This window comes from Draconibacterium orientale, from assembly GCF_900111425.1.
Taxonomy (GTDB): domain Bacteria; phylum Bacteroidota; class Bacteroidia; order Bacteroidales; family Prolixibacteraceae; genus Draconibacterium; species Draconibacterium orientale.
Map to the genome: position 1 here is coordinate 1 of NZ_FOHT01000016.1, position 24,835 is coordinate 24,835.

At 38.7% G+C, this 24,835-nt stretch carries 18 protein-coding genes and 1 pseudogene; 3 read left to right on the forward strand and 16 right to left on the reverse strand.

From position 1 onward, the window contains the following. Positions 1 to 101: pseudogene (locus BMW53_RS20760) on the forward strand (IS1595 family transposase); the annotation flags it as partial. A gap of 231 nt (positions 102 to 332) precedes the next feature. Here the strand turns inward: BMW53_RS20760 and BMW53_RS10080 are convergent. From BMW53_RS10080 to BMW53_RS10100, 7 genes are all read right to left on the reverse strand, one after another. Next, positions 333 to 1,343: an amidohydrolase gene (locus BMW53_RS10080; protein WP_217642930.1), complete on the reverse strand. Its 1,011-nt coding sequence runs from the start codon at positions 1,341 to 1,343 to the stop codon at positions 333 to 335. Positions 1,344 to 1,346: 3 nt separating this feature from the next. Next, on the reverse strand, positions 1,347 to 1,496 hold the full coding sequence (locus BMW53_RS21125; RefSeq protein WP_217642931.1) for a hypothetical protein: 150 nt from the start codon (positions 1,494 to 1,496) through the stop codon (positions 1,347 to 1,349). A 48-nt stretch (positions 1,497 to 1,544) separates the two neighbouring features. Continuing rightward, positions 1,545 to 2,357, reverse strand: coding sequence for an MFS transporter (locus BMW53_RS21300; protein WP_245749035.1), 813 nt, complete (start codon positions 2,355 to 2,357; stop codon positions 1,545 to 1,547). Continuing rightward, complete coding sequence (locus tag BMW53_RS21305) at positions 2,354 to 2,995, reverse strand: MFS transporter (protein ID WP_245749036.1); 642 nt, start codon at positions 2,993 to 2,995, stop codon at positions 2,354 to 2,356. Before BMW53_RS21305 ends, BMW53_RS21300 begins: the two co-directional genes overlap by 4 nt. Before the next feature lie 90 nt (positions 2,996 to 3,085). Beyond that, positions 3,086 to 3,844 carry a hypothetical protein gene (locus tag BMW53_RS10090; protein ID WP_038562115.1) on the reverse strand — a complete coding sequence of 253 codons (759 nt, stop codon included), beginning with the start codon at positions 3,842 to 3,844 and terminating at the stop codon, positions 3,086 to 3,088. Positions 3,845 to 4,687: 843 nt separating this feature from the next. Further along, positions 4,688 to 5,839: a hypothetical protein gene (locus tag BMW53_RS10095; protein WP_038562112.1), complete on the reverse strand. Its 1,152-nt coding sequence runs from the start codon at positions 5,837 to 5,839 to the stop codon at positions 4,688 to 4,690. Positions 5,840 to 5,916: 77 nt separating this feature from the next. After that, the gene (locus tag BMW53_RS10100) at positions 5,917 to 6,555 is read right to left on the reverse strand and encodes a DUF6266 family protein (RefSeq protein WP_038565427.1); all 639 of its coding nucleotides are present in this window, start codon (positions 6,553 to 6,555) and stop codon (positions 5,917 to 5,919) included. 680 nt (positions 6,556 to 7,235) lie between these two features. Here BMW53_RS10100 and BMW53_RS21390 point away from each other — a divergent pair. After that, a complete protein-coding gene (locus BMW53_RS21390; protein ID WP_256999020.1) occupies positions 7,236 to 7,361 on the forward strand; it encodes a hypothetical protein in 126 nt (41 codons plus the stop codon). A gap of 420 nt (positions 7,362 to 7,781) precedes the next feature. Here BMW53_RS21390 and BMW53_RS10110 read toward each other — a convergent pair whose 3' ends face one another. Beyond that, complete coding sequence (locus BMW53_RS10110) at positions 7,782 to 10,142, reverse strand: protein NO VEIN domain-containing protein (protein WP_038562103.1); 2,361 nt, start codon at positions 10,140 to 10,142, stop codon at positions 7,782 to 7,784. 194 nt (positions 10,143 to 10,336) lie between these two features. Between BMW53_RS10110 and BMW53_RS10115 the strand changes: the two genes are divergently transcribed. Next, a complete protein-coding gene (locus BMW53_RS10115; RefSeq protein WP_139178091.1) occupies positions 10,337 to 11,041 on the forward strand; it encodes a hypothetical protein in 705 nt (234 codons plus the stop codon). A 442-nt stretch (positions 11,042 to 11,483) separates the two neighbouring features. On the opposite strand, the gene BMW53_RS10125 is transcribed toward BMW53_RS10115, so the two are convergent. From BMW53_RS10125 to BMW53_RS10160, 8 genes are all read right to left on the reverse strand, one after another. Further along, positions 11,484 to 11,867: a hypothetical protein gene (locus BMW53_RS10125; RefSeq protein ID WP_038562090.1), complete on the reverse strand. Its 384-nt coding sequence runs from the start codon at positions 11,865 to 11,867 to the stop codon at positions 11,484 to 11,486. 77 nt (positions 11,868 to 11,944) lie between these two features. Further along, positions 11,945 to 12,859, reverse strand: coding sequence for a helix-turn-helix transcriptional regulator (locus BMW53_RS10130; RefSeq protein ID WP_038562085.1), 915 nt, complete (start codon positions 12,857 to 12,859; stop codon positions 11,945 to 11,947). Positions 12,860 to 12,970: 111 nt separating this feature from the next. Continuing rightward, positions 12,971 to 14,341: an McrC family protein gene (locus BMW53_RS10135; RefSeq protein WP_051568031.1), complete on the reverse strand. Its 1,371-nt coding sequence runs from the start codon at positions 14,339 to 14,341 to the stop codon at positions 12,971 to 12,973. Further along, positions 14,316 to 15,812: an McrB family protein gene (locus BMW53_RS21130; protein ID WP_051568030.1), complete on the reverse strand. Its 1,497-nt coding sequence runs from the start codon at positions 15,810 to 15,812 to the stop codon at positions 14,316 to 14,318. The genes BMW53_RS10135 and BMW53_RS21130 overlap by 26 nt, the downstream gene beginning before the upstream one ends. A gap of 43 nt (positions 15,813 to 15,855) precedes the next feature. Further along, the gene (locus tag BMW53_RS10145) at positions 15,856 to 17,970 is read right to left on the reverse strand and encodes a Piwi domain-containing protein (protein ID WP_038562081.1); all 2,115 of its coding nucleotides are present in this window, start codon (positions 17,968 to 17,970) and stop codon (positions 15,856 to 15,858) included. Between the two features lie 12 nt (positions 17,971 to 17,982). Then, positions 17,983 to 18,264 (reverse strand): hypothetical protein, encoded by a 282-nt coding sequence (locus BMW53_RS10150; protein ID WP_139178093.1) that lies wholly within the window; start codon positions 18,262 to 18,264, stop codon positions 17,983 to 17,985. Between the two features lie 10 nt (positions 18,265 to 18,274). After that, the gene (locus BMW53_RS10155; protein ID WP_038562078.1) at positions 18,275 to 19,123 is read right to left on the reverse strand and encodes a putative phage abortive infection protein; all 849 of its coding nucleotides are present in this window, start codon (positions 19,121 to 19,123) and stop codon (positions 18,275 to 18,277) included. Positions 19,124 to 19,131: 8 nt separating this feature from the next. After that, positions 19,132 to 24,825, reverse strand: coding sequence for a DEAD/DEAH box helicase family protein (locus BMW53_RS10160; protein WP_038562074.1), 5,694 nt, complete (start codon positions 24,823 to 24,825; stop codon positions 19,132 to 19,134). Between the last annotated feature and the right edge of the window lie 10 nt (positions 24,826 to 24,835).

Here is a 24,835-nt window from a genome sequence, read left to right on the forward strand (position 1 = left end):
TTCAAATGTATTTGAATGAGTTCGTCTACAAGCTAAACCGGAGGTATTTTGGAGAAAAACTCTTTGACAGGCTGGTTATTGCTGGAATTACTGGATTATGACTAAATACGGATATTCAAAATAAAAATTCCTGTTGCCATAAAAAAGTGCATTTCGTGAACGGAATGCACTTTTTTATTGTTGAATTTTGATGATTCTTTTTTGCGTATTATAGATCAAGCACTAAAACTGATGCTATTTTTACGGCACCATTCTAGGTTTTGAGGATGGAGTCGTGCGTCCTAAAGTACTGTTCACCCCATAAATAAAAGCATTGCGAGTTTTAAAAATAGCTATTTCAAATAGGCTTCTACCAACGCTACCCAATAAGCTGCACCAATTGGCAATAAATCTTGATTAAATACATATTGCGGATGGTGTACCATAAAACCGTCACCATTACCTACCATTACATAGCTGCCCGGGCATTTTTCGAGCATAAAAGCGAAATCTTCACTACTCATCATTGCATTGGCATTTCTTTCCACACGGTCTTCTCCAAACGTTTCAGCCGTTACATTAGCGGCCCATTTGGTATTTTCTGGTGTGTTCACCAAAACCGTTCCGGGAATACCTTCTCTGATTTCATAGTTACAATTAAATGCTTCGGCTTGCGATTTGGTAATTGTACGAATTTTATCAAGCACTATTTTTCGTACGTCATTATCCATATTTCTGATACTTAATTTTAGGATAGCCGTTTGTGGTACTACATTGCCGGCATTCCCTGATTGGAAAGCGCCAACATTTACAACGGTTTGTTTCCATGGCGACACATTACGACTGACGATGGTTTGCAATGCCATAACCAACGACGAGCCACATACCAGCGGATCAATACCCAGTTCGGTCATCGAACCGTGTGAGCCTTTCCCTGTGAGTTCTATTTCCCAGTTATCGACGGCAGACATGGTTTGTCCTTCACGGAAATAGAATTTCCCAAACTCCAGGCCCGGAATATTATGCATGGCGTAAATCGCATCTACCGGAAAGCGCTCAAACAATCCATCGGCTATCATTGCCGGGCTTCCTTGCATGGTTTCTTCCCCCGGTTGAAAGAAAAAGCGTACCGTTCCATTAAATTTTTGGGTTTCGGCTAGGTATTTAGCGGCTCCAAGCACCATTGAAGTATGACCATCGTGACCACAAAGATGCGATTGTCCTTTGTTGGTGCTTTTGTAGGGTAAATCATTATCTTCAGGGATGGGCAGCCCGTCAAAATCGGCACGAATACCAATTACTTTTTTGCCATCGCCAACTTTTAGCGAAGCTACCATACCGTATTTGCCAATGCCTTCAACCAATTCTTAGGCACCAAACGATTTTACCACATCAGCAATATACTTCGCTGTGTTTTCCTCTTGCATCGACAGTTCTGGACTTTTGTGCATGGTTTCCTGCCATGTTTTTAATTCCTTTTTTTTGCTTTTTAATGTAGCTATCAGTTCTGTATTCATTGAATTCGTTTTTAACAAGTTACTAAAAAGATAAATTTGAGCATTGAATCAGTCATTGGCTTTTCCTGTAGATTTAGGTATTGTAATCATTATAAAAAGAATGGCCATAACGATCATCATCAGGTTTACTCCCAGACCAATAATAGCCGCCTGACGTACCACTACATTGTCCTGACGTCCTACAAAAGTGAGTACACCTTCTAACCATTGAATATGGTCGCCAACATTGAATGCAGCAAAAACGCCGGCAGAAATAGCCACACCAAATGCAGCGCCCAGCGATGATGCCATTTTGTAAATTCCCGCACCAGCACCGGCCTGATTTCCGGGCAGGTTCGATAATGCGGCATCAGTTGATGGAGTAGCGTAAAATGCCAGGCCTAATCCAAATAAGGTATAAGCAATAATCGCCAGTATTTTATACGTATCGGTCATTACATTGGTAAACATGAGAAGGAAGATGGCCACTCCTACGATGAGCGAACCCCAAATCATGGGTTTGCGTGCTCCAAATCGCTGCAATAGTTTTTCACCCATACGGATAAACAAAACAATGGCAATGGCATAGCCTAAGGTTAGCATTCCGGCTTCCTGTGCCGAAAGGTTTCCGCCAACCTGTAGAAGCATGAGCGATACGATTAACATTCCGGCAGTACCATTGAGCAAAAAGTTTGAAATAGTAGCGCCGGTAAAAATCATGTTATTAAACAACTTAAAATCGATAAAAGCACCTTTTTTCCCTTTTTCAATGTAGAAGAATATAAATGAAAAAAGGAGTGTTGCAGCGATTAAAACAATCCCGATAACGCTGGTAAAGCCTAATTGTGAACCTTTGGTTACTAATATTTGCAGGCCAATCATTGCCAGCATAAATGTAAAAATACCGGCATAATCATTTTTGTTATGTTCTTTTCCTTCGGCCTTACTTTCGGGGTACCTTTTATCATGATCAAACCTATGACTGCAAGAGCAGCAGCGGAAAAGAAAATCCATCGCCAGCCAACATTAACCATCAGTCCGCCAAAGAGTGCAGCAAAACCGGAACCGCCCCACGACCCCATAGACCATAATGAAATGGCACGTTGCCGCTCTTTACCTTGCCAATAGGCTTTTACCAACGCCAAACTTGCAGGCATTATGGCGGCCGCCGAAAGTCCCTGAAAAATGCGGCCAAGAATTAAAACGGCAGCAGCAGCACCCCCAACTGGTGTAAGGCCGACTAAAAGTGAACCGGTAATGCTAAAATAAAATCCGATACGAATCAGTTTCATTCGTCCGATTTTATCGGCTAACCCTCCAAATACAACAATAAAAATACCCGAAAACAATGCTGTAATTGAGACGGCAATGTTCATCATCGATACATCCATGTTGAGGTCTTTCGCCATATCAACATTGATGTTTAAGGTGGTTTGCGCAAAGAGCCAAAACGCCAAAACGCCAAGAATGATACCAAATAATAACTTATCATTTCCTTTGTATTCAACTGAATTTGTCATGCCAGTAAGTTTTTATTGTTAAAAATGAATTGTATTCACTTGTATATCTTGATTTTAGTTCGTACTGTTTTATAATGCAGCCATCACTACTTATTTAAGTTTTAGCGTAAATGTTGCTCCGGCAATAAAATGCGAAAAATTAGTTATGGTGTTGTAAGTTGCCTTTACATAGATGCAAGAGGGTACGGTTTCGCTTGTAGTAAAGTTATATTGAAGTTTGGTTTCAAGGTTGCAAATCCCGGCTTCTTTTGCATAAAGTCCTTTCCACGGAGTTACACCAATTGCTCCAGATGCCTGCCATCTTCCAAATTTATGCACTGTGGAAACTTCGGCGTATGATGAGAAATTCCTTCCACCATCTTCTTTCGGGTCGTATCCTAACACAACGGAAGCCCATTTTAGGTTTAATGGGATTTTTTTGAATTTATAGGTGGTGTAAAAATCAACAAAATGTTTCGATTCATTAATGTTGAAATTCAATGGATCGGATTGCCAAAATGTTTTGCCTGGAGAATAAATATCTTGCAGGGCTACAGAAAATTGGTAGTTTACATTGTAAATAACAAAAGGCATAGCCGTTTTATAGATATTGTCGAAAGATGCTGCTGCAAACAGGCCGTAAGTCCATTTGTTTTGCTTGAAAATTATTCTTGACTCAAAAGCAGGGCCTTTCCCAAATAGATTTCCCCGCCCAAGTCCCCGCCAATAATGTTGTGTGGTATACTCGGAAAAAATAGTGATTTGTAAAGGATTTTGATGATCAGCTACAGGTGAATTATTGTTGGTTTGCTGCGCAATTAAAATAATTGGGTGAAAGCAAATAATGAAAAAGATGACTAATTTTTTCATGATACTTGCATTATTCTTTTTCGATGCTTGATCGTGAACTAGGAATTTTTCATTAATTCCTTGAAAAAAACGGAGTGCCCTAACTTATTTCTCCCGGGAAATTGTGTGATTTATGTTTTTCCCTACTTTCTTTATTAAAGGTAAGATATTCAGGGGAATATTAAAAATTAGGGCAAGGCGTAAATGCAATAAAAATTAGAGTAAAACTCAAAGAGTGAGATAACCTTTCTATGATATGTTCAAATCGAGCAGCCTTGACAGAACAACAATTTCGGGGAAGAAAGAACATTCCATGTAAAATATTGGAGCACGTTTTGGTAGCAACCCCATTGGCCACACACTTGAATCCGAGAGCGTTTAGATTACTTTCCGATACAGAAAGTAACACATGTTGATTATTAGTTATTTATAATGATTGGGCTACAAATAGGGTACAAAATCCATCCAATTATAAGAAATCGTACAACAAGCATAAGAAAAAGGGGTGCGGAACGGGGGATTCGAACCCCCGGCTCAACCGTACGTCTATCGTGTATAATTTGTAACATTCATGGATTCCACACTATGAGCCCCGCCATCAGAATGCAAGATGTAATTGTTGTATCCATAAGCAATTGATTTAATTTGTTAATCCATGTAGGAACATGGAAACCGTCAAAAGCCACAAATGACAACACGGTACGACATATCTTAAAGAACTTGTTATCTGACACAAAGTTATAAAAATATCTGTCTATCGTTAATTATATGACGACGATTTGTTTGGCTGCATTTTGAAAACTTTCCAACTGGAAAAACATCTTATGATTCGATGGGACCAAACTAATTATTGTTTTCGATTTCTTACCAATAGGAATTTGACCTTGGCACTTTTTTATTGAGTTCTTCCATTAGTTCTTGTCGGTCGTCATCATCGAGTATTTCGTCTGGTCCTTGAGTAAATGGATCGAACCATTCAAATTTTTGCTTTGCCCAAGGAATCCAATCCATTTTTTTAAAATCCAATCCATTGGTGTTTTCAAGAGCTGTGATATAATCTCGCAGAATTTGTGCTTGCTTCCAGTAATTGGCCATATTTATAAGCACTTTAATTCTTCTTATTTCATCGTTCTTTTTAATTTGAAGCTCTTGCTGTCTTTTCTGTTCCTCCTCCTCAATTTTACGGCGTTTTTCCCATTCAATTCGATCTTCGATTTCTTTCTTTGCATATGTTTCAAAATAGGCTAAAATTTCAGCTAAACGTGATTCTAATGGTTTTTTGCCGTCTAACCATTCCTTTTGATTATATGGACGATTGTCATGTACAAAAGCAAGTTTCCCACTTGGATGATAGGTGCGGCTTCTCCAGCCATATGTACTAGTTTCATAAGAAATTTTTGCTTTCTCTTTAAACTTGATCGGTAGTTTTTCTCCAAAAATGACCGCATACGTTTCATTATCTTCGATGATTATATTGTGCTTTCTTGCGCGAAATAATTTTATCAATGTATTCATAAAATATAAGGCTCTGTCAATATTGGATTCTGATACCATGATATTAATTTCACCACGTTCAGTAGCTCTCATTCCCTCATAGTTGTATACTCCCGAACTCTTCTTTTGTAAAGATTTCTTTGCCTGAGCAATTAGACTATCAAAGCGAGTAATTTTTTCCGGTACGGTTAATGGCAATTGGGGATCATTTTGTAATTCATGTTTTAATTTGGTTTGAGGAGTGACCACATCCACCTTTTCAACATAGTTGCCATCCTTATCACGATAGCATAGAATAGTTTCGTTTTCTCCTTCATATTTGCCAGGCAGCTTTGGCACTATAACTTTGTATCCATGTTGTATTTTTGACCAGTGACCGGCTTTGGGTAAAGGAATATTCATCTTCTTACATCTCTTTCGGATACCATTGTCGGAGATGTTGTATTTTCTTGCTAATCTGGATAATGGCTCACTCCAAACCAGTTCATAAAGTTCCTTTCGCGTAAAAACGATTTTTTCCATGACGATATTTTTTACATAAAAGAAACAAAAAAACCGCCTTGAATAAAGCGGTTTTAATTGAAATCCGAAATATACTGCTAAGCAACTACAACCGAACCAATGTACTTGCTGTTAGCAACTTCACCATCAACGCTAATGAAAGCGATAAAACATTCAACAGAGTCACCGGAATAGCTGTCCGGTACGGTCAGCGTTTGGGTTCCTGCTGCGCGGGTAGAACCTTCAGTCGTAAATACTGCTTCGTTTTTGTCTGGATTCAGAGCTAGAAGCATAGTCAAATCGTCCACATTGGCGTTTGATTCGACTGAATTATCCTCCCAAGTGAAAGTAACTTCACCGGCAGCGGCAGAGTTTGCAGCCGGGTTCAAAGCTCCTGCTAGAGAGCCACGGCTAACCAATGCCTGGGCATAGTCCATGCTATAATTCGGGTAAGCGCCGGTTATAGCATTCTTCACGTTGTAAGACATGGCACTGTTAAATGCTGTCATTTTAATGGCATAGTCTTTAAAACCAATTTTAATAAAAGCAGTGATTGGTTGCAAGAAAGACAAAACCAGAGAGAACTTAGACCGTTGGTCTTTTTGAGCTTTCGAGTTCGGGTTGGTAACTTTAGATGCTTTGCTACGCATGTAGTCGATACCTTTCCAGTTACCACCGATTACAGTTCCCACTTTTCCTGAGAACCCTCCTAAAATACCTTGAGAAATCTTTCCCATTTTCTTTATCATTTAAGTGTTCAACAAATTGTCACTTGGAGTTGGCACGGAGGAAACTCGGCTCAAACCATGCGACTGTCGTTTTCTGAATATCAAACATTGGGCAATTAAGGTTTCTAAAGGTGGTTTGCATCGTTTTTCATTCAATTGACTGACAATCTTGAAACTGTCAGTAGGTAATGATTCAATGGGGCTTAATTGAATGCGTAAACACCGAAAAAATCAAAGGGATGAAACGGACAAAAGGAAACGGAATAAATAGCGAAGCGGCTTTATGCCGTAGTCTTTTGGTCGATTCAGACCGACTTTAAATTTGTTTGCGCAATCAATTAAACCGGGTAGGGTTGAGGGGAATGCTTTTTAATTGGTTCAAACCGGTTTCGGAATGCTGTATCGATGGTTTTTGCACGGGTGCGTCGGAAAAAATTACACACAGGAGAAACAGCCTTGAGTCAAACGGCTGGGCGGTGGCTGCAATGAATGGAGCGCAGCGGAATGGTTTGCGGACACTGACCAAGCATCGCGAGCCGCCTGCGAGTGGAGCAAGGGTGATGCAAAGAGATGGTTTGAGAATCCGATAACCCTTTGCGGCATATGTGCGAAGTGGAACGTCGTGTTTTGGGGTGGTTTTAGGGAAGGAAACACGGAGTGGAACGAGTACACAAGGCTACCGCTGAAAAATGCCAGAGCGAAGCGGAGGCAAATCAGATAATTCAGCCGCAGCCCGCAGCGACCAGCAGGCGAGCCTAACACTGGCAGCCGGTGGACTGCGAGCGGCTGAAACGAATGGAACTGGTACGGAGTGAAGTAGTTGAGGTACGAAGCTCTGAACGTAGTAGCGGTGAAATAAGTGAAGCGGCTTGCTGGACAGAGTAGGCTGCCGTGAGGACAACGACTGAGTTGCAAGCACTGTGACAGCCTGAGCGCAGCGAACCCGCAGGGCGGTTAGTGCTTTTTTACACCATAAAAATTGACGATTCATAAAAAAGGACTAAACGGGCTGGCACCGGGCTTGCCGAAGAAGGCGGACGAACACCGCTTTTCCTGTGTGGAATTGTGGTAGAGATCGTATTTTTTGTTATTAATTAGAGAGTGGAACGAATCCCTTTATTAATCGATAAAATGACACTTCAATTTCGCTTTATGATAGCTTGTAAGGCGTTAAAATTCTTTTTATTACAAGTAATTGACCTCACAGGATTATTGATAATTTAAAAATGTTCGTTTTAATTCTCAGATACGATGTAATTAATAAACGTATTTTTTCTTTTTTCAATATACTTCTTCAATTCGTTATCTTTAGTTAGGGCCTGGTAGTAATCTGCTGTAAAAATTAAATCAGATGCATATTCGTCCACGAGTTTAGATACGATGCAGCGAAAATCTCTATGGTATTCAGCACAATATTTATCAATTAGCTTTTTTGTATTTTCAGGCATAACAAACTTTTCAAAGTGTGACAAATTGAAACGAATGCTATTCTCCTCATAGTAATTTTCCCACTCGTCAATGTTTTCATTGATAATTTTGATTGTTTCATTTGATACTTGATAAAAACTCAGGTTTAGTTCTGAATTTAGTTGAATAAAGTTATCATCGAAAGAATCTTCATCATAATAAACTCGGGCAATAGCGTATCGTTTAGGATCTTCTAATATTTTTTTCAATTCAGCTATACTGAGATAAAAAATGGTATCTTTTGTTCCCCTGGTTGCTTTTACATCAATGAAAAATTCAAAGTCTTCGCACTTAAAAACCATATCATATGGCAAATATGATTCTTCATTTTTATTATTCCATTCAACTTTAAGGTCTTTTACAAAAGGGAAATTTGATCCAATTAAGTTAATTGAAAGCTGATATGTAAGAAGTTTTTGGGAGAAGTATTTATATACTTCCTGTTCAGCTTTTCGGCCAAAATCTTCATTGTTACGCTTCCTTGTTTTTGAAATTACAAACTGATGTTGATTTTCTATTTTATTAATTGAATCCTTACTTTTATTAAAGATTTCATCTTTGAAAAAATTCAATTTAATATTTTGGATTTTGCTGACTTTCCTTATGAGGTCATAGCTCAACTGATTTCTGCTATCCCGAATTTTATTCTTTTTTACTTCGAAAAAGGCGTTGAATTTACTTTCTGAGAATACATTATTTATAATTACATTAAAATCACTTTTTATAAATTCTGATTGCTTATTTACATCCCAGGACAACCTTTCCAATTGCTTATCTGCTCTCCACGATTGTTCTAAAAGAAGTGAAATATCCTTTTTGATTAGTTTATCATTTTTAAGAATGTAGATTCCTTCAAAATTCCCTTTTGTTGCTGCCAATCTTCCATTCTTGAAATCTAATTTATCAACTCTATTGTTAATAAAGGAACATTTTGAATCAAAGGGGATTAATATTGAGATGGATGCACTTGTGTTTTTTGTCCATTTATTCCCTGTCCAATTTTCGTTATATTTATGAATTATTCGCGCGAACTCAGTTGCGAACTCATGATCATTAATAAGTAATTTCAGAACATAACAGTCGTGCTGAGGCGCTGGTTTTGTCTCTATTTCGATTCCCGATAAATTATCAAGATAATCCTCAAGGAAATTAAGGAAATGGATTTCATTTTTTGAAGGATCAAAATCACCAAAACTATAATAAAAGTATGGAAAGTTATACCCGTTTTCTGACGAGAATTCCATAAAATGTATTCGTCGAAATGGGGGAGTTGCATTACTAAATAGGTTATCATGGTATTTACTTCCCCAGATTGGCCCCATTGGATAATCTGTCTTGATCAAAATCGTCTCTATCGAAATGTCTTTTGCGTACGCAACGAAATCTCTCTTATATTTTTTAGATAGCTGTTCTGCCTTATTTTTTCTAATTTCTTTAATGAAAAAGGTAAAGAAAGTGTCCTCATTTCTGAAAACGGAACTTAAGTCTATTCCAAATGGATGAGAAAATCCAAGTTGTTCAATATGAGCAACCCTTTCGTTATATTCCATTTTGATCTTTCCAATCAATCGCCTACTTTCTTCTACACAATTGTGAACCATAATATCAATTTTATCGAAATATTTCTCTAATATCTCAATAATTGATGCCTCTTTTAAGGTCCCTATTTCGGTTTCTTCCAGCGCCAGGTGCTGGTTGCTTTTACCATTTAATAGAAGCTTTTGTAATTGTATGAATAATTGTTGTTTGGGATTTTTATTATATCTGGAGTATTCATCCTCAACATTCTGTATATACGAATTTGAATGTGAAAAGAATTTTTCTTTAAAACGCCAAAGGCCCCATAAAAAATATCTTTTAAACATTTCACGGGACTCTTCAAAATCACTTTCATAAGCTAAAATCCAATTTTCCTCTCCTGCACGCCTTGTTAGAAGATAATCGGTGAATGGTTTTAGAAAGTCAATTTCATCCTGATAATCACAATATCTGTAATGGATAGGCTTAAAGTCAGCCAGAATATCAGAAAAATTAATTGTGTCTGAGAACTTTACAGGCTTGCCACCTTTTACATCTATTTCATAATTTATTCTTATTATGTCGGGGTTAATGTCAACTATTTCAATCATATATTTCACAATAGGTTTGTTATTTTTAGCGTACCATTATACTCTTTAACAAGAGCATCGAGTCGGCATAAAGATATATATGTTAAAATTCGGAAACAATATTTTTAATTAGCAGGTATGATTTTTTCCTGTGTGGAATTGTGGGAGGGGTTAGTTATCTTTGGTCTGCTGAACAATCAATATCTATTGAATTAATGACTGCTCTAAAATCGACCTACAATAAAATAATTCAGGAACATCCTAATTTGACTTTTGAGAGTTATCCTGTCGTCAAGCTTGTGAATGATTATCGTTTATACTGGAAACCTCAACGGATAAAAACCATCCTTTTCGCGGAATCACATGTTTTTACAGACGAGTTTGAATTGGCATTTAAACACACAATAAATCTACCTGATTATCCTACCAGTTATGTGCGCTTTGTTTATAATCTGGCTTATGGGCAAAGTGATACTTTACCAGAATCGCCGCCTAATAATGGTGGTACTCCTCAGTTTTGGAAATTGTTTAACGAAATTGCCGGAAACAAATTTCGTGTGGTCAATAATCAAAATCCGAAAGATAAGCTTGAGCAAAAAATTCAACTGCTTCAGTTTTTGAAGGATAGTGGTGTATGGTTGCTCGATTGCAGTATTGTTGGCTTATATCAAAACAGGCAGAAGCCATCCATCAATGATATGAACGATATTTTAGTCACTTCCTTTCTGAATTACTGTAAGCCTATTTTATTGGAAGAAAAACCTGAAAATATTTTGGTCATCGGGAAAAGTGTCTATTCACTATTTCAGCTTGAGTTGAAGCAGCTTAATGCTCATGTTGACTGGATTCATCAGCCTAACGCCCGAGTTACTACCGATAAACGAAGGGACATCAAAAAAATAAATTTCATCTGTATTTAATTTATGGAGTAGTGCTGTGATTTTTGCCGCGGGTTGGCAAAGGCAAGGGGAGCCTGGCATGGAATAAAATGGAATGCCAAGCTACTCTTGTGTGGGTTGCCGAAGTTGGTGAATGCAATGAGTGGACCCGAAAGAATTTCGGGTCAAACGAATGGAATGAACCTACTGTAGGCACATGGGAGGATATTCAAGCTTTCTATTTAATTTTTGCTAATTGCAGATTTTCATCTTTTTAGCCGACCTTTATTTACTCAACAAATTACAGAACTGGCAAATCCAGTATAAAAAGGTGAGAGGGTCATTTTTTGGCTCTCATGCCCCTGAAAAGAGGAAAGTGATTTATTTGCTTTCCTCTTTTCCTTATGGTCGCAAGTACTGAATAGTAGGCTGCAAGTTAGATAAGAGTCAGCGGATGGAATCTGATACAGCCATGTAATAGTATTCATTCCTCAAACAGAGAGGCTTTAATTAATTTATCATTTTTTTCTGTACCCAGGTAGAAGTAAAAGAGTTTGTCATCTTCGGGGTAGAAGAAGGAATTTTTCAGTTTGAAGTACTTTTGAAATTTTGTGTACTTGAGGCATTCTTTTTCCTGCTCCCGGGCATTGGCTCCTGCTTCAAAATCCTGTTCTTTGATCTTTGTGAATTTTTCGGCTGTCAACTTTGCCAAGTTTTCCTCATTGTACTTTTCGAAATCGAGAAGCTTGATGCGCGGATTAGATGTTTGCGATAATTCAAGCGCCAGTTTATTCAGCAATGGAATGTCCAACGATTCAGTATTCAGGAGGATATTCAGTTGGTCGGCAATTTCAATTAATCTTTTCATACGATTAAAATTGTGTATTTATAAGGCATCGTATGGAACTCGCATGAATTTTAATTATCATCTTAGGTGTAAATATTTTACATACTCGTTTCATAAGAATACTGTTTTAAAGCATTTTTATATACGGCTTTGATTTGCTCTACTAATTTCAGCGGACTAATTACTTTGACATTATCACCATGTGACAAGATCTCCAACAAGAAGTCGTAGCTTAGGAATAGTTTTAGACGGATTCTGACTTCATTTTCATTGTCGATCAATATTTCCTGCGATTCGTGGAGGGGCATTGTTTTGATGTATTTTCCCTGATACGGAGGAAAAGAAAGAACGACATCTTTGGGTTCATCTTCTTCGGTTGTAATAATTCCAAAGCAGTGCTGAAAGTAGCTGTCGACACTAAATGTATCCGGGACTGCGAATTTAATGTCCGACAGAATCAGATTGGAGAGACGATCCAGACCGAAGGTTTTGATCTTGTCGTCCTTTTTGTCCTTGGCTACCAGGTACCACCGGTTTTTGAATTCTTTGAGGGCATAAGGTTCAACTGTTCTTGAGGTGAAAAAGTTGTCCCAAAACTTTTGGTAAGTGAACTGCACTCGAACTTCTTTTTTAATGGCCTGAATTAAGGTCATCAGGTATTCGGAGCCTTGCGGATGACGTTGTTCAAAATGGATAATTTTCGAAGTATCCTCACCAACTTTTAACGCGTGAAAAGTATCCAAGGCTTCCAGTCGTCTTTGGGCGATATTCGACTCACTTTCTTCGTCAATAAAGTACACATTCCGGCTAGCATCGTATTCAATATCTAGTTCAAAAATGGAACTGATATCTTTTAGAATGCGGGCAAACTGTTTTTTGGAAACGTTAAAATTTTCATCCTGCCACTCGGATTGCATGCTCAGATAAGCATCAATTTCCCTGAAAGAAGCCGGTGATTTACGGAGTCTGTTCAGGATATGGAAATAGCGGAGGACGGTTTTGCGGTCTGACATAGGCGTATTAATTTCAATTTTGAATTAAAGTTAGGAATCGGCTACGACATAACATGTCCGAGCACATGTAAATATCTACATTGTCTAAAGATAATGTAGATATTTCTTTGGCTAATTAGATGTCAATTGCCTCTGTGTCATGTTAATAACTTCATCGACGAGACAGCTCTCCGTAATTTTCATTTTGGATGCAAAATCATCGAAAGATTTACTTTGTTTATATATAGGTATTCCTGCAGAGATGACTCTTCCTCCAAATCCGTTTAAAAGTCCTATTGTTTTTATAGTAACCGGTTCATTTATGCCATTTGTTCCAATAGGATAAATGAATCCTCCCAGTTCTGATCTTAGAACATGGATATAGGTTACAATTTGGTGAATATCTTCGCGCGATATCTTTTTATTATCCAAGTGTTTATATTTCGCATCTAAAACCATTTTTTTCGAATGACAATAGAAGTCAGGAAAACGGCTATAACTGTTTCCATTGAAGAGATAAATCGGATTTTTATCACCAGATTTCCCTTTGTTCCTTGGGTGAACAAAGTTTATTTGTTTCAAGATTGTATTTAGATATTCTTCCCATAACCAGGCGCCATCAAAGAGCAGCCCGTAAACTTTATCTTTCTCTTCGCCATAAGTCAAACCATCTCTCCGCAGAATCTGCAAGCAAATTTTTTGCAATACTCTATACTCTGTAAAAAAAGGATGATTTGCTGGTTTTAGATTCATTTGAATAATGCGGGTTCTGTGGCGTTCATTGTAAGCCGGTGTTGCCAACTTAATCTGGGTTATAGCGGTTTGTGTTTCGACATCAGCATTGAGAACACTTGCTCCCCGTTTATGCTTTAGTACATATTCGATTGAATGACGAATCAATTGTGTCATCCAATTGTCGTATACATGTTCTCTTGTTCTAAAAGCAATATTACCGGTAAAAGGTATGTTCGAGCGGATATGCCGGTTGATATCAATCGCGCCTTTGACACTCGGATTATTGTACTCCTGATTCTGATACTGTTTAAATAGACCTTGGGAAAGTGCCTTTTTCAAGTAAAATGGCAAAAGATAAATTAGGAAATCCCAGAGGTTTTCTTTGTCAGTACTGTGTTTCAGATCGAACAAATTGATCGAAAAGACTTTTTGCAGCATATAGTGCAAAAAGTAATCATTCCCTTTCGAGTAAAATCGGGAAGCGATCGTCAACTCTGTTTGATTACATCCGATAAATCCCATTAAATTGTAAGTGGTGAGTTTGTCTGCTGACAAAGAAAAAACAGAGGAGTTTCCTATATCATCACCATACTCATTAACAACAGCCGGAAACACAAGTAAACTGTCATTCTTTTCAACCAAAGTTGAGACCGGAATTCCGGCAATTAGAGCCAGATCAGATGCACATTTCGTGTGATCTGATCCTTTAAAAATGTCGGTTATCTTTTTTCCCTGATTGTTATCAGTTGTTCTGGATATCTGAGCCATCGTATCTCCATTGAAGTTTTTTAAGTGTTTCTGACGGGTTTGGGAAACCACGCAAGTATTCAGTCAATAGTGGTTCAATGTGGTAGTTCCACAGTTTACTAAAATCTCCATCATGGTCTTTTAGAACTAAAAAGTAAGCTGGCCCAATGTGATAAGCAGAACTTAGTCCCTCAGTTTTCTCGATGGCTTTGTTGAGCCTTTCCATTCTATCTTGTGCTTCGTCTATCCAGGCATCAATTTTTCCAAGCCACATATCTGTTTGTTCGCTGGCTTTAATTTCGCGCCAAGCGAAACGACGACGCATTGCAAAATCAAAACTTTCAACACTTCTGTCGATATCATTCATTGTGCCAATGATATAGACGTTATCCGGCACGTAGAAGTATTGGTCTTCCTTCTTCCTAAGATTAGCATATTGTGTTAATACACTTCCTTTACGGCCTCTGTAACCTGGGTCAATTGAGAAAAATAGCTCTCCAAATATCTTGGAAATCTCACCACGATTTATTTCATCAATTACTAATACATAATCGTTTTCCTCGTCATTTTTAGCTCGTTCGCAGAAACTTCTGAATATTCCATCTCGCAATTCAAACGAAACTTCTTTTTGTTCGGCAGACTTTACTGGTCTCAGACCTTCCACAAAATCAGTATAATCATAAGATGGGTGAAACTGAACAAAAGCTATACGACCGTCATCCTGATCCTCGTTATAATTGGTTATAGTTTTCGCTAACTGTTTTGCTTTGTAAGTTTTTCCTGTGCCTGGCGCACCGGTATATATCACGTTTTTTACTTTTTTCAAGAAATCGATTTCCATATTTTGCTTTTTTGTTACTTGTTCGTTCTTACTTTTTGCATGTAAAAATGAATCCCTGACCTGCCATGGGTATGTTATTATATCGTAGTAATCCAGATCGGTAAGTTTCTGTTTAAAGAATTGCAGAATGTTATAACTGTTTTGAAACCAATTACCGCCAACATATGGAGGAATTTGCTCGTCTGTTTTATGTTGGAGAAACCAATAAAGCTCGGAAAGGTTATCCTCATTGACGATAGTAGAAAGCAATCGAGGTTGCAAAGAGGCTACCAGTCTATTAGTAGCGGCACGTCTGTCAACCTTTGTATATTTTCGGATTGTCTTTTTCAATGCATCATAAGCTTCCCATTGAGGTATATCTTGGTTTTCTGCTATTTGTGCAAACAGAGGAGACAACTCATCCCAATGATCTTTAATATCTTGTTTCTCTTTGTTCGTAAAGTATCCTTGACGAAGAGAGGAAACACATTGATCGTTTGATTTTTCAAAAAATTCAAAAAACAAATCTTTCTCCCAAAGCGACCAGTGTTTGTTTTGCTTAGCTTCTTCAATGAACAGAGGAACATAGATCTTGTATTGATCTCTCCACTGTGACCATACATCTATATTCTTACAAATTTGTTCAAACTGCGAAGTCTTAACTTGTTCCATTTAATTACGTTTTAATAGTTGTGTATTTTTGCTGTTTCTTTTTTTATAAAAACCACAAATTATCTTTTCCGAACTCGGGGATTTCATTGCCGGAGAAATGGGGGAATATTTCAGCCACCATTTCCGGGTATTTGATTGTTACCGGTAAGTTTTGCTGACGTACAGATTTCCAATACATCCGGCTAAACTGATATACCTGGTTTATTAATTCTCTTACTACTTTTTGGTCTTTGGCTTCTTCCTCGTGCGTACAACGAACTGAAAGTTTGATGGGGAAGGGGTAGCCGTCGATTGCACCTATTCTGCTGTCAGTATTGTACCTGACATTATTGAATAACAGGTATTGGTTGAAGCCAACATTTATGTAGGTGCCGCTAAGTGGCATCAATTCTTTGGAGTTGTTGTCGAAAGCAACAATATCGTGTGATTCAGTTTTATTTATTGAAACAATGAAGACAGGAATATCCAAATCGAGATTATGTAGGCCTTTTTCAATTGGCTCCAGTTCCTTCCTACTCATGTTTTTGTAGAAGTGGATTATCAGCCGGTTAATGTTGCTGTTTACTGACACATATTCTTTTATCTGGTCGAGAATCGATCCCGCTAATTCGTCGGTCTGGTCTTTTTGGAAGCACTCAAAGCGTTTAAATTTTCCGTTGTTAGAAAAGCTAAAAGCACTTCCCAGATATTGCACATCGGTATCCACATGCCGGAAGGCTCCGACACCAACAATTAATTCGTTTTTAAGCTTAGCGTTTAATTGCCAGGGAATACCGTCGAGTTTAGCTAAAATTGCGATCGCAATATTATTCAGGCTGTAATCATATCGAGATCCTTCATCGGCTAAAGTAGTTCTTACTTTTTCGGCATCTATTGCCTGTGAGGTTATATCCCGTTTTAATAAAAGCTCTTTAACACGGTAATAAACAGATTTTATTTCCTTGCTTGGATGGTGCTTGCTATGTGGACTCAGGTATATCGCAAAATAATGTGTTTCGGGCTTGAAATCGCGTTTGATTAATTCTCTTTCGATCTCTTCCAGCGGATTGTCTTTGTTTGAAAAAACAATACTAAAATTTCGCTGCGTGTGATAGGGGACCTTTGCAAACCGATATAATCCTTTGAATGAATAAAGCCCATTTGTAAAGTAATTGTGCAGGTTGTCTGCAATCTCTCGATGTTCCTCATGGAATATATAAAAGAACTGTATGTTGCCGTAGTCACTTCCTTTGTAAGGGCCTTTTTTCATTCCGTTAAAAGGCACGATGTCGGGGGTATCATCGAAAAAGAGTAACTCATTACTTTTTTCTTTTACTGAATTGATTTTGACTTCCTTAACCGGAACAAAAGACTTTGAGTCTACTGGTATAATTTCGGTGAAACCATTTTTACTAATGAAGTGCTTATAAAAAGTATCAATATTTGACTTGAATCTGAGGTATTTATTTGATCGGTCGGGGGCTTCAGTAGGTAATTGAAGCGCATCGCGAATATCGAAGTTCCACACCGGGAAGACTTTATCAAGCTCCATCTTTGGTTTATCTGGAAGTTCATCATAGCGATATAGTTGCTGTTCGTAAATTACCCAATTAAAGCAGTCGGGAGCGACCATATCCAGCAAGTCGAGTACGCTATTCTTGAAAATTCTTGAAATTCCAGCCGAAGTAATTACCAATTCCGGCTTATCGGTTATTCTTGCTAATTGTACTTTCAGGGTAAATTTCTCAACATAGTTGTAATGAATGTCATCTTTCTTTTTGGGGAACCAGACTTCAATATCATCTATGAAATTCGGTTTAACCAGATAGCCTAATCCTTTAAAATACTGATAGATTTGCTGGTTATAATACCTACGTAGAACGGATCGGGTATAGGCTGAATTTTTAACCATTTTTCGGTATTCTTCACCGTCTTCGTCGGTGGAATATTCAAAATCAGGAGTGGTATTTTTTGTAACGGCAAAAAATCCTTCATGTTCTTCCTCGAAAGATGTGTAAAAATGGTCCTGTTCCCCAAATTTATTCCTGACCTCATCGGGAACCAATGTATGAAAAATACGGCAAAGACCGTCTTGTTCCTGGTTGGTAAACCAAAAGGTTAAACTTTTTTGCGGATGCGTGAACGTTAAAAGGTTGAATGTAAGTTTTGGGTTTGACATAGTAGTCTGGTTTTATTTTGCGGCTAATACATCTAAGTAGTCATATAATTCAGGCAATAAATTGCGGTTAAATTCAAATTGAGCGGCTGTTTTGGGCAGTTTTAAAGCATCGAGTTTTTGGGCAGTCTTGCCCCAAAGGCATGGAACATCTTCTTTTATCTTATCGGCCCCTCTGTCGCGTAGCCAAATCCAGATGTATTTGCCCAGGTCGTCATTCGTAATACTGCAGGTTGACGTGGTTTTTCTGATGTAAAGAATATACTCGTCGTTTCCCATTGTAATTTTAGTGTTCATTGATTTTGTTTTATTTGTTTTGTTCAAACTTGAATTTAATTTTTGGGCATTTAGCTTTTAAATCGGCCGTGGATAATACACTTTTTGCATCGATATTTTCAAACAGATTTATATCCGGGTCATTTAGCCATGTCTGAAATTCCTTAGCACCTCTTTGTTGACTAATTTTGCTATTGTAAAATGTATTATAAAATATAAGGCCCATTTCACTGCTCGACATTTTAGCCTGTAAAAGATTGGCATACAAGCTCCTGTCAATTCTTTTATCTGACGTCATTATGAATTTGACCAATGTGTAATAATAGCGGAAATAATGAGGTAAAGACTCCAGGTTGTGATTATACACCTGTCTCCATCGATAAGGAATTCGTAATTCTTCTGTTTCTAAATCATCATCGCCGAGTTCATCTATGTTTATTAATTCTCTTGCAAATGCGAGATAGTCTGCTAAAAGCACATTTAAAGCAGACCGACCAGCATATTCCTTTTCAAAATTATTTTTAGGATTTAGATGTTCAATCCTATTTTCCTTGGTGACTTTAATCTGGGCAATAATGCTATCAAAGTGGGTAAGCATGTTAAAAAAGGTGGTTTCAAAATCCTTCTTTCTGTTGGCAGATTCAACTTTTAGGAAAGTGGCAAAAGCAAAAAAGAAAGCTAAAATTGCTCCTATACCCGCTAAATGAGAACCATATTCGGCAAACGCTTTTGTGTCAATAAGCGATGATAAATTTAAGCTATCATAATAAGCTTGGATGAATAGAAAAGTAACGACAATGAAATAAATTGTGCCTATAACGCCAAGGATAATAAAGTAATTGTTTTTAAGCCAGCGCTTTACGGAAGTGTCTTTTTTCATATTTTAAACTAATTGAGTTTATTCATTCTATTGTATTCCTCCATAAAAAGGACTGGATTATTTCGCAACTGAGGATTATTTTCCAGAAATATCATTTGTTCAGTAGTTAACTCAAAGATTTGAAGTTCAGTTCCATGTAACTTTACAATAGCTAACGACCCCATAAGTGTCATTGCATTGTCAAGATGTTGAATTGATGTTATGAATGCTGCCGCACCCTCAAAGTTGTTACGATTTACTTCGGATTGAACTTTTTGAATTTTTGCGAGCTCGATTGCATACTTCGTTTTCCGTGCAACTTCATCAGGTGAAATGAAATTTCCTAACCAGCTAAAAGCGTAGCTAATTTTTTGTTGGATCCACGAGCCGTTTATTATTTCTCCATCATTTGTAAATTCAAAACCGAAGGATTCGATTAATCGTTTATAGGAAGCGTAAACCTGCTCAGCAATCTCTTTGTTATTTGTATCGAGATAAATGTGGCCGGAATACTCTTTCTTATTCAATTCTTCAACGCTGATGCCTAATTCCGAAATCAGGCTACTGATGCCTTCGTTGATTTTTGAATGATGGATTACCACGTATTTAAAATTCAGCATTTTCAGCTTTCTTCTCTTGACCTCGTCGTTTCGTTTTACGTGCTCTTTATCGTGATCAGGGCCATCAATAAAAACACACAGACGTGGCTCGTAGAACAAATCGGCTTCGGCAATTGGTTCTTTGTCGTAGCTAATTATTTTGTGCAGCTCGTTTGGCATTGGAAAACCTCTGTTATAAAGACGTGTCAACACTTCTTCTTCCAGAGAGGTTGTTTTATCGCTGCCGAGGTATTCTTCATACAGGATAGCATCGTCCTGATCGTTTTCAAAAGCCTGGAACTTTGAAAGGTCGAGCAGGAAATCCTTTACTAAATTACGGTCGAAATCCTGATGGTATCGCTGATTATAGAAGTTACATATACAATTGTAGCAAGCATGCGCACAAGCATCCGGTTTGTCAGTGCCATCTGCATTAAAGTGAAGAATATCGAGCGCTTTAAGTGCTACTTTACGAATTAAACTTTCACTTTTTACGATGGAAGAGAGTGTGCCTGTTCCTCCTTCAGAAGTTTCAAAAATAACGAGGCGACCATTTTGATTGCGTATGGGTTGATAAAAACCTCTTATTTCTGATTCATCGAGGTTTAGGACGTTGCAAATGGATTGAAGTAGTACGTTCAATAAAGTCACACCAAAGGCTTCTGCATCATCTCTGATTGCCTTTGCTGTTTCCAGGGTAATTACATCATTCATCGAGTCTGTAATCAACGATAAACCGCGTGCCACTTCTCCTGCATCGATTTTACGATCTTCAATGTGTCGCTCAAGTTTGCCCTGGTTTTTACTTACCCACTCGCGGTTAATTACATCGAGATTAAAACCAATGTTACCCTCTTTATAATCGCGTTGAGCACCCAGGTTTATGTGCCGGAATTTAGCGGTTCGCTCAAAAGTTAGTTTGGCTAAGGTTTGGTTTTGTGCGGTCAGCTTTTTACTGATTGCATTCTTACTTTTGTTGTAGCTGCTAATTGTTTTATACCCGCCTTTTGCTCTTTCTTCCTCTTCAGCGGTGATACGCATCCGGCGTTGAGCATGCATACGTGGAAACTGAATTGCCTGGACATAGTTTGGATGAGAATACACGTTACCACAGGATTTACAATTTGTAGGACGCTGCTTGCCATCGATTATTTCTTCAATATGCTCGCAGTGGTCGCAAATAATCAGGCTATAGCGTGTATTAATATCTGATTCTTTGCTTACACGCTCAACAACAAATTTCTGACCACTATAATAGAGCGTATTGTAGGGGCTAAATTCGCGTAAGGCAATTACCTGATCGCGTACCAATTCTTTTTCTTCTTTCTTGTATTGGAACTTAACCGATTTGATTTTTGTAGGGAAAGCATAATTGGGTAAAAAGCCCACCTGGCTCAGGTAACGATACATGTAAAAAACACCATTTCCTTCGCGCAAATCTTCATTCCTTTTTTCCAGGGCTTCCCGGCGACTTGTCAGATAGAAGTTATGTGCCTGGCCTTCTTCCTGTATTCTTTTTGTCAGGTAATTGATCTCTGATTTTGATTCCTTGTAGTCTTCCCGAAGCAGTTCCAGTGCTTCATTCAGGTTGAAGGTGAAATTGTCAACTTGTTTTTGGATCGCTTGTCGTTCAATTGTGGTAGCTTCCTCCATTTCTTCTTTAAAGGCATTTTCAATATTTGCCAGAATGGAAGTGTGGTTTTTTGATACTGCATTGGTAAATTCATCTACCCTTGACGTGAACATGTCGAGGTTTAAATCAGCAAAGTCAATTAAATCCTTTGCTGCGTGTGGAAACTTAATATCAATGGTTTGTAGAATCAATGCGTTAATATGACTTAGAAACAAGGATTCATTATCGAGGTTGAAGCGGGGAACTGCAATTTTACCTGCAACGATTTCGGTAGGGTGGTTGTAGAAGTACTGATCGTGGGCACCTCTTCCGGGACCTGAGCCGCAAAATGTTTGTATAATTGACCCCTGACCGCTACGACCGGCACGACCGGCGCGCTGTGCATAATTACTTGGGTTGGGGGGCATGTTGCGCATGTACACCGATGAAAGCGTACCAATATCAATACCGAGTTCCATAGTTGGTGTAGCAAAGAGCACTTGTATTTCGGGAGGTGTTTTCTTAAACTTGTTCTCCTTGATTTTTCGCTCTTGTCCCGGTACCTGTGCAGAGTGATCGTCGGCAACAATAATCTCGCTGCCTTCCGTATCCAAAGTATATTGTTTGTAATAAAAGTCTTCGTGAATTGTTGCTTTTACCAAGCCGTTTTTACAGCTGTTTTTCAAACAGGCATTAACCGTAAGCCAACTATATTGGCTGTGGCATTGCGGACATTCCTGTTCGAAGCCATCCTTCAATGGTTTCACCATGATTGCATCCGGCTGTAGCATGAAGTAGTCTTGCCCGTTGAGCTTTTCTTTTTGGATGTAGAAGTTTTCTACTCCAAAAGCTACCATTTCATTGATACAGCTATTGATCATATCGGCATCGAAGTAGGGGGCACACTTACGAATCCAGCTTTTTATGGTATAAGAACCGTTTAATCCGTGATGTGTAAAGCTAGTCTTGCGGAAATGTTCTTGTGAGCCATTTGTGTAGATACTTACCTGTGTTTCTTCTACGGCCTCGAATACTCGTTGATCCGGAGTGTGTTCTTCGATGAAATTCAGGTTGGTTCGCAGGTTTGCTTTTTCAATCAGATTGGGATGAGCTACTGCTACTTCGCGTCGGAATATCTCAAAGAAACCTTTTATTAAGTCGTACTGTAAATCAGCACTTAGACCTTTTAAAACAGGATATTTATCGTCAATTCCTTCTTCGATTGATTCGTCCAATGAATCATATTCTACTGACAGTAATCCTACATCTTCGAGGTTTACCGAGGTAAATTTCTTTGTTCCGCGAATTTCAACGAATAAATAAGTTTCCAAATAGGTTTCGAGGTTCTGCCTCACCAATCTGCGCATTCGGGGTACAAATTTCTTCTCATCAACCAAATGCGGGAAGAGTTTGGCCGGTAAATCTTTCACAAAAATATCGGAACCAATTTCCTGTAATACCTTATTTAATATCCGCCTAAAGTAAATTTGCGAATACCAGTGGTTCAGGTGTCCAGCCTGAAAAGCAGTGTCCTGTCGGTTATCGGAGAATCCTATCAGCTTCTTCTCGTCCATTGGTGAAGCATTGATGGCCGCTGTTGTGATTACATCGGTACCCGTTGCCCGACCAACTGAGTTAAGCAAAAACATCTTACCGTATTCCGATGTGTTACCACCGTGTTCGGTTCCGCAATTTAAACAGATCGGAAGCGGGGAAGGGATGAATACACCATTCAGGTCTTCGCCTTCATAATATCTTGTAAATGTGTTATTCTCAGTATCGAGTACACCATTGGTTGGAAATTTATGTGCATGTTTTTTTGCTCGTTCATGTTTTTTCGGGGTGAACCAGTTTTGTGGAAGATCGTCGTCTTTACAAGTTATGGCAGGTGAGTAATAACCGGTGTCGCCTTCGGTTTCATAGTCCATAAAGGTCCAGGGCATTGTTTGGCCGCTGCTGTCATCTTTAATCATGCCATAGTATTCCTGACCACATACCCTGCAGAAATGGAGCGGATACAAAGTTTTAATACCTCTGCCTTCCTGTTCGCATTGAGGGCAAGTGGTTTCACCGGTATGACTCAAATAATTGCATTCAGGGACGAGACACCCGCGTAATTCACCTCCCTGATTGTAGAAAGCATGAATTTTAGGGATAAAGCGCGGAACTTCTTTACCTGTATCGGTTTGCAACGTTCCTGTAATTCCCAAAAGCAGGCCAGCCATTAATTCGGCCTTGCATTGCTCCGGTGTAAAATCTTTGCGAATTTGATTTTGGTAGTTTGCTGCAAGGTCTCCAAAGCTTTTCACTTCTTTCAGTTCCTTTTCCAGAAAACCTAAGAGGAGAGAGTCTTTCAGGGCTTCACCCAGTTCGAGGTTGGAAGACCCGGTGAAATCTTCACCCATTAGCGCTTTATATAAAGGCGCTGCTGTTAACGGATTTTCGTGGTCGAGGTTTTCAACGTCGGATTCCTCTAATTGGAACGAATCGGAAATTTTGGTGCCTGAAAACTCTAAGGCTTTGTCTTCGGTTTCAACCACCACATTTTCCGGCTTAAATTCTTCACCAAACATTTTTGATGCAAAATCGGCAATGGCTTGCGATGAATTTTCATCGTTCTTATCGGATACCATGGTTGCTGATGTTCCGATACAAATCAATTTACCGATGGTATTGGTGCGTTGTTTTAAGCGGCGCACCAGAAAAGCCACATCGGCACCTTGTTTGCCAGAGTAGGTGTGCAATTCGTCGAGAACCAGAAAACGAAGGTTTTCTTTGAATGCATCTCTAAACAGCGGTTTGTCTTCCAACCGAGTTAGCAGCAACTCTAACTGGACATAGTTGGTAAGCAAAATATCCGGTGGATTTTGTTTCATCTCCGTTCGGGAAATTCTTTCGCTGTCATTTGGTTCAGCATCGTCACCGAATATCTCTTTGTATCGTTCAATGGCGCTGTCCTGGGCAACGTCGGTATCACCGGTGTAAAGCCCAATGGATAAACCACTGCCTGCCATTTTCGAAGCCAGCTCCTGATACTGTGAGTTGGCCAAGGCATTCATCGGGTAGATGATGATGGCTTTAATTCCCTGCTTTCCTTCATCTTTAGCTTTTAAACAGTGGTCTACAATCGGAATCTCGAAACAGAGCGATTTCCCGGACCCCGTACCAGTGGTTACGACCAGATTTTCCTGCTTCCTACTGCATATTTCAATGGCTTGCTCCTGGTGGAGGTGTGGATGAATCAGAAACCGTTCGCCCGTTCGTGTATTTGTGAGGTTGAAAACATCTCGGGTGGCCTGATGCAGCACTCCTTCGTCAATTAATTGGGGAATGCTTTTCCCAGCCTTAAATCGTTTTGAAATTTGGATGATCGGTTCCTGCCAAAGCAGTTTGCCATTATCCATCTGGTCGTGCACATAGGCTTCAATCTGCTTGTTTTTAAAAACCTGAAAGGTTTGAATGTATGCTTTATATTGGTGCTTTACCTCCTGAAATACTTTAAACGGGTTCATAGTATCAGTT

Excerpts from the sequence above, each read along its gene's own strand:
- BMW53_RS10160 (WP_038562074.1), bottom strand. The coding sequence starts at position 24,825 with ATGAACCCGTTTAAAGTATTTCAGGAGGTAAAGCACCAATATAAAGCA.
- BMW53_RS10095 (WP_038562112.1), bottom strand. The coding sequence starts at position 5,839 with ATGGAAAAAATCGTTTTTACGCGAAAGGAACTTTATGAACTGGTTTGG.
- BMW53_RS21125 (WP_217642931.1), bottom strand. The coding sequence starts at position 1,496 with ATGAATACAGAACTGATAGCTACATTAAAAAGCAAAAAAAAGGAATTA.
- BMW53_RS10155 (WP_038562078.1), bottom strand. The coding sequence starts at position 19,123 with ATGAAAAAAGACACTTCCGTAAAGCGCTGGCTTAAAAACAATTACTTT.
- BMW53_RS10090 (WP_038562115.1), bottom strand. The coding sequence starts at position 3,844 with ATGAAAAAATTAGTCATCTTTTTCATTATTTGCTTTCACCCAATTATT.
- BMW53_RS21305 (WP_245749036.1), bottom strand. The coding sequence starts at position 2,995 with ATGACAAATTCAGTTGAATACAAAGGAAATGATAAGTTATTATTTGGT.
- BMW53_RS10145 (WP_038562081.1), bottom strand. The coding sequence starts at position 17,970 with ATGTCAAACCCAAAACTTACATTCAACCTTTTAACGTTCACGCATCCG.
- BMW53_RS10135 (WP_051568031.1), bottom strand. The coding sequence starts at position 14,341 with ATGGCTCAGATATCCAGAACAACTGATAACAATCAGGGAAAAAAGATA.
- BMW53_RS10115 (WP_139178091.1), top strand. The coding sequence starts at position 10,337 with ATGACTGCTCTAAAATCGACCTACAATAAAATAATTCAGGAACATCCT.
- BMW53_RS21300 (WP_245749035.1), bottom strand. The coding sequence starts at position 2,357 with ATGATTGGCCTGCAAATATTAGTAACCAAAGGTTCACAATTAGGCTTT.
- BMW53_RS21130 (WP_051568030.1), bottom strand. The coding sequence starts at position 15,812 with ATGGAACAAGTTAAGACTTCGCAGTTTGAACAAATTTGTAAGAATATA.
- BMW53_RS10150 (WP_139178093.1), bottom strand. The coding sequence starts at position 18,264 with ATGAACACTAAAATTACAATGGGAAACGACGAGTATATTCTTTACATC.
- BMW53_RS10100 (WP_038565427.1), bottom strand. The coding sequence starts at position 6,555 with ATGGGAAAGATTTCTCAAGGTATTTTAGGAGGGTTCTCAGGAAAAGTG.
- BMW53_RS10125 (WP_038562090.1), bottom strand. The coding sequence starts at position 11,867 with ATGAAAAGATTAATTGAAATTGCCGACCAACTGAATATCCTCCTGAAT.
- BMW53_RS10110 (WP_038562103.1), bottom strand. The coding sequence starts at position 10,142 with ATGATTGAAATAGTTGACATTAACCCCGACATAATAAGAATAAATTAT.
- BMW53_RS21390 (WP_256999020.1), top strand. The coding sequence starts at position 7,236 with ATGCCAGAGCGAAGCGGAGGCAAATCAGATAATTCAGCCGCAGCCCGC.
- BMW53_RS10130 (WP_038562085.1), bottom strand. The coding sequence starts at position 12,859 with ATGTCAGACCGCAAAACCGTCCTCCGCTATTTCCATATCCTGAACAGA.